This window comes from Vibrio sp. V23_P3S9T160 (assembly GCF_963886625.1).
Classification (GTDB): domain Bacteria; phylum Pseudomonadota; class Gammaproteobacteria; order Enterobacterales; family Vibrionaceae; genus Vibrio; species Vibrio anguillarum.
This window is the reverse complement of sequence record NZ_CAWPDB010000193.1, coordinates 1-5,017: the sequence shown is the minus strand read 5'-3', so window position 1 is coordinate 5,017 and position 5,017 is coordinate 1. Positions and strand designations below refer to the sequence as shown.

The 5,017-nt window shown below is 43.9% G+C and carries 5 protein-coding genes; 3 read left to right on the top strand and 2 right to left on the bottom strand.

Annotation, left to right across the window (positions count from 1 at the left end; genetic code table 11):
* The first annotated feature begins 116 nt into the window (after window positions 1–116).
* Window positions 117–374 carry a hypothetical protein gene (locus AACU59_RS17925; RefSeq protein ID WP_094145099.1) on the top strand — a complete coding sequence of 86 codons (258 nt, stop codon included), beginning with the start codon at window positions 117–119 and terminating at the stop codon, window positions 372–374.
* 107 nt (window positions 375–481) lie between these two features.
* Window positions 482–1,834: a molecular chaperone gene (gene yegD, locus AACU59_RS17920; RefSeq protein ID WP_094145100.1), complete on the top strand. Its 1,353-nt coding sequence runs from the start codon at window positions 482–484 to the stop codon at window positions 1,832–1,834.
* Here the strand turns inward: yegD and AACU59_RS17915 are convergent.
* A complete protein-coding gene (locus AACU59_RS17915) occupies window positions 1,825–2,778 on the bottom strand; it encodes a DMT family transporter (RefSeq protein ID WP_176428534.1) in 954 nt (317 codons plus the stop codon). The genes yegD and AACU59_RS17915 overlap by 10 nt on opposite strands.
* Window positions 2,779–2,927: 149 nt before the next feature.
* Here AACU59_RS17915 and AACU59_RS17910 point away from each other — a divergent pair, with 149 nt between their 5' ends.
* On the top strand, window positions 2,928–3,383 hold the full coding sequence (locus AACU59_RS17910) for an Lrp/AsnC family transcriptional regulator (RefSeq protein ID WP_026027548.1): 456 nt from the start codon (window positions 2,928–2,930) through the stop codon (window positions 3,381–3,383).
* Between the two features lie 38 nt (window positions 3,384–3,421).
* On the opposite strand, the gene AACU59_RS17905 is transcribed toward AACU59_RS17910, so the two are convergent.
* A complete protein-coding gene (locus AACU59_RS17905) occupies window positions 3,422–4,672 on the bottom strand; it encodes an SGNH/GDSL hydrolase family protein (protein ID WP_094123830.1) in 1,251 nt (416 codons plus the stop codon).
* Window positions 4,673–5,017 lie beyond the last annotated feature (345 nt).

Below are 5,017 nucleotides of genomic sequence, written 5' to 3'. Positions count from 1 at the left end.
TGTGTTGAGCATGGCTCTTGGTGTCTGATAATGTACCTAGTTTTTCTATTGCTTTTGCGCTGAACAGTGACTAGTATTTGATGTAAATGAGAATTAATATCATAAAGGTGTGATTAATGATGTTACCTTTACTTGCTGCATTATTATTTATAGTGGGACTTGGCAAAAAGTTGTCGGTTCCAAATTCGTGGCTCTTCTACTATGCACTTTCTGTTGTATTGTTAAGCTGGCTATTCAGTATAAACCCCATTTTTGTCCTGATCCCGTTGTTTATCTTGTCACCTTGTCTTATCCACTATCAACATATCAAGGTGATTAAAATGGCTTATGTGGGCTGCCTGCTGCTGTCTTTTTTCGTCTCTTGGCTTGTGTAAACCAATCCATGTCTTTTCTCGCCAGACAGTCCAAGTCGCTTGGGGATAGTATTTGTGAAAATCATAAGGTAGGATCGCCGGCCTTTTTCTGATGCTAGGAGGTAGCGATGTTTATTGGTTTTGACTATGGAACGGCGAACTGTTCTGTCGCGATGATGCAAGATGGGCAGCCAACATTGTTACCCATAGAAGGCAAAAGCCACTACATTCCTTCGACAATATGCGCCCCGACGCGAGAGTCCATTTCTGAGCATCTGTTCCGTCATCACAATATTACGCCAAGCGATAAAATTGGTGAGCAAGTACTTCGCCGCGCGATCAATGTGAATAGAGAAGAGAGTATTGAACTTGCCACGCAAGACATTGCCTTTGGCCAAGCGGCGCTCGATCTCTATCTGCAGGATCCGCGCGATATTTATTACGTTAAATCCCCTAAATCATTTCTAGGTGCGGCAGGTTTACGTGATGTGCAGGTCAGTTTTTTCGAAGACTTGGTGTGCGCCATGATGGTCAATATTAAGCACAATGCAGAGCAGCACCTTCAGCGCACCATCCAAGATGCTGTGATTGGTCGTCCTATTAACTTTCATGGCCGAGGTGGTGAAGAGGCCAATCGACAAGCGGAATCTATTTTACAACGTGCGGCGAAACGCGCCGGTTTTCAGCACATCAGTTTTCAGTTTGAACCCGTTGCGGCGGGCTTAGAATATGAAGCGACGCTGGTGCAAGATCAAACCGTACTGGTGGTTGATATCGGTGGTGGAACCACCGACTGTTCATTGCTAAAAATGGGGCCGAGTTGGCGAGGGCGTGACGACCGTACCGCGAGTTTGCTTGCGCATAGTGGCCAACGGGTCGGAGGCAATGATCTTGATATCTATATTGCTTTCAAACAGTTGATGTCTTCTTTTGGATTAGGAAGTAAAGCCATTGCTGGCATTGATATGCCGATCACGCAGTTTTGGAACCCGATTGCAATTAACAACGTGGAAGCACAACGTGACTTCTATGCTCAGCAAAACTTGGCAGCATTGAAATTGCTACACAAAGAGGCGCAGCAACCAGAAAAGTTGGCGCGTTTGCTGAAAGTCTATTTTGAAACGCTTGGTTATCAAATTGTACGCCGTGCAGAAGAGGCAAAAATTGCTCTATCTGATCTTACGCAATGTCAGGTGGTGCTTGATCTTCTTTCTGAGCAGATCGAAGTGCAAATTGAGCGTGAGCAAATGATCGACGCCATTGAATCCCCTAAAGCGAAAATGGTGGAATTGGTCAAAGAAGCGGTTGAACAAGGTGGCGTAAAGCCGGATGTTATCTTTATGACGGGCGGATCTGCTCGTTCTCCAATATTACGCCAAGCGGTAGAGCAGCAACTGCCCCACGTACCCGTTGTCAGCGGTAACTACTTTGGTTCAGTGACTGCGGGTTTGGCTCGTTGGGCAGAGATTTGCTATCGCTGATATGAGCGTTTAGCGCTTCGTTTTTGATGCGTTGGGGGCCGGTAATGTTGCGAATGATCGTGTTTCATTAAAACATTACTGGCAACCAAGCTACCTAAGCTTATCAACCCTAATCCGATCCAAGTCAAAGGCGTTGGCATCTCACCAAAAATGGGAATCGCCAACAAGGTTGCCACGACTGGTGTTGCAGAGCCAAAGGCCGCGGAGCGTTCTGCGCCGAGTGTTGAAACTGCATATAAATAGGTAAATGCTGCAATGAGCCCCGCCCCGACACCTTGTAGCAGTATGTGTCCCGCCAGTTCTTTCCACGGCCAGTGTGCAAAAGAGTGTGTGGCTAAGTAGCTATCGACGATGCCTAAAGCGATTAGAACGGCCAATAAAACAGTAGAAAGTAAAGCAACCCATCCCGCGCTGATGAGCGCATGCAAATTAGCTACCCGCGCACAAATCGTGAACACTGCCCACATTAGGCTACCAGTTAAAAACATCAAATGCCCGGTTAAACGGTTTGACTCAAAATCAGTGGCACTTGAATAGAGGAAAATACCAACCCCTGCCACCACTAAAGTCAGCCCAGCGACTCGATGGCGACTTAACGGCTGTTTAAACAGCAACACCGCTATACCCGAGACAAACAGCGGCAGCACACCCGGAACAAGCGCGCTACCATCAGAAACCGGAACGTAGTGCATCGCATGGCTTGTCACTAGTAAATAGGGCAATCCACAGCCAATAAATAGACCAATTAAGTAACGCATAGGTACATTTTGCAATTGATGTCGAGTTCTCCAAACCAATGGAGAGAGCAACAAAGCGGGCAGTAAAAAGCGCGTTAATGCAATATCCGCAGAGGTTAATAGGCCGCTCGCCCCTGCCTTTAAAGAGAGGAAAAAGCCGGACCATAATAACAGTGTGGTGCCTATCGCGAGGTAGCCATAAATCATAATTTCATTCACATCAATGGATGGTTTCTCACTATTATCTATGGTTCGGCTTACTTTTATCCGGCAAGTTCACCTTTATTGCTAGATGGTTTAGCACTTATCCGCTATAAATTAGCAAAATGTTAGTGGATTTCATCAAGGATCGAGTAATGGATAGAATAGACCGCCGCATGTTGACCTTATTACAAACAGAGGGACGCTTAAGCACCGCAGAGCTTGCAGAAAAGGTTGGATTATCACCTTCTCCCTGCGCAAGACGCTTGAAACGATTAGAGGAGAGCGGGATCATTGATGGCTATCAAGCTCGCTTAAGCCGGCAAGCTGTCGGAGTTGGTATGACGGTTTTTGTTGAAGTTAGCCTGAATAATCATCAAGCCGCTTCCATTGATAGTTTTGAAGAGGCAATCAAAGAGATGGAGGAGGTGATCAGCTGCCATGTGGTTTCAGGTGCGTATGATTACTTGCTGGAAGTCGTTAGTGCCAATTTATCAGGGTACGAAGCATTTACGCGTCAGTTACAGCGGCTCAACAATGTAAAAGATATGCATACCCACCTCGCCATGCGTCAAGTGAAAGCCGCTACCGCGATGCCTATTTGGGTTTAGAGACAGCACTTGCGTGCTGTCTTCAGGGTCAGACGTGCTTATTCAAATTGAAATGACGCGAGAGAGTTTTTACTGATTTCGTTGGCAATCAATTGATGGATGGCCGTGGTAGGGTGCGTGACGCCCCAAAATACGTATTTGTCAGAGCTATGGTAAGCGCAATCATTGGTTAAGCTATGACGGTATAAGTAATCTAAAGCTGAATTGCGATTGATGTTGAGGCATGCATCGGTCGCATTTTCAAAGCCGTATTGCTGTGGATTGGCTGTGAGGTTTTCAAACAAGCTATGAGCATCAAACAGGATGATATTTACCCCTTGCATCTGATAATACAGTGCTTGTTGCTGAATAAACGCATTGAAAGTGGTGATCTTAGCGCTGACTTTCGCTATCTCTTCTGCTGTTGAATATTTAAATTGCGGGGCTTTGGTTGCATCGGGTAGGGTGAGTAGAATAATATTTTTGGCCCCTGAATCCACAAGACGAATCATCGCGCTGCTAAAATCTGCTTTGACTTCATATACTTCACGGTTGTAATTCATAAAGTCATTCAAGCCAAATTCAAGGGTAAAGAGCGTATTTTCTGGCTGGTAGTTTTTGGCCATTGTCATGTAATTTAGATAAGAGCTGACTTGATCGTTCACACCTGTCAGCGCGATATATTGATTACGCCCTGCGGCACCGCCAATCGCCCAGTTATATACAGGTAAATTGTACATTTTTGCTAAATACTCTGTCCACACCAAACCATTGGAAAAGTGTCCTAAAAACCAAGAGTTAGGATTGGGAAATTTCCATTGTGACGCATTGAATATATTTCCTGTATCCGAAAGGCTGTCACCTATGGTCACCATTTTATTAATGACGGGTTTGGCATTTTGTTTATCGTTAGTCCAGATCGAATGATTGTATGAGAACCTATTGTCTGCTGCGAAATAAGTAATATCTGCAGAATCGTGACTGACGCCGAGCGTCTCTTCACAACGCTGCTTTATTTCATATTGTGAGGTGTCAGTATAAAACATATTTTTAAAGCGCACAGATGACCACCAGTAACCACTAATGGTGTAGTCATTTCCTTGTTCATCCAATGCCCACTCCCAATCTGTTGCTGGGTCATCATGATTGCCAGCGGGCCGATACCAACAGCGTACATAAGTGTAGGTTTGCTTATTTTGCGTATTCATTACGCCATAAGCGGTAACTGGTTCTGAGGTGGTATCCGTATTTTCTGCAATCGCCATGGAGAGTGGCAATATTGCGGTCATCAATAACGTCATTAGTTTCATATTTTTTTCTTATTGGTTTAGGCACGTATCTACTAAAGAATAAGTGCGAAAGTGAAATTAACAAACTGGTCAGACCTATTTTGGGTTTATGGTGTTAAGCGTCAATCAATAAACGACTATGTTGAGCATTATTTGGTATTAAGATCAAACAATGAACTGTCAGTGAAGAAAATACGAAAGGGTTTTTATGAATCCTAATTTAGGTAAATAACAATAAGGTTTTGCTTTATTAATTTGTCCTAATGTTAAATCTCAGTAGTTTAATAAAAATATCAATAAAATTATAATCAGTCAATATGTGTAAAAATTAAACAGTTTTATTGTGATTTTAAGCCACATTAAAAA

Bases quoted from the DNA above. Each gene is read 5' to 3' on its own strand.
- AACU59_RS17905 (WP_094123830.1), bottom strand. From the start codon at position 4,672: ATGAAACTAATGACGTTATTGATGACCGCAATATTGCCACTCTCCATG.
- yegD (WP_094145100.1), top strand. From the start codon at position 482: ATGTTTATTGGTTTTGACTATGGAACGGCGAACTGTTCTGTCGCGATG.
- AACU59_RS17925 (WP_094145099.1), top strand. From the start codon at position 117: ATGATGTTACCTTTACTTGCTGCATTATTATTTATAGTGGGACTTGGC.
- AACU59_RS17910 (WP_026027548.1), top strand. From the start codon at position 2,928: ATGGATAGAATAGACCGCCGCATGTTGACCTTATTACAAACAGAGGGA.
- AACU59_RS17915 (WP_176428534.1), bottom strand. From the start codon at position 2,778: ATGATTTATGGCTACCTCGCGATAGGCACCACACTGTTATTATGGTCC.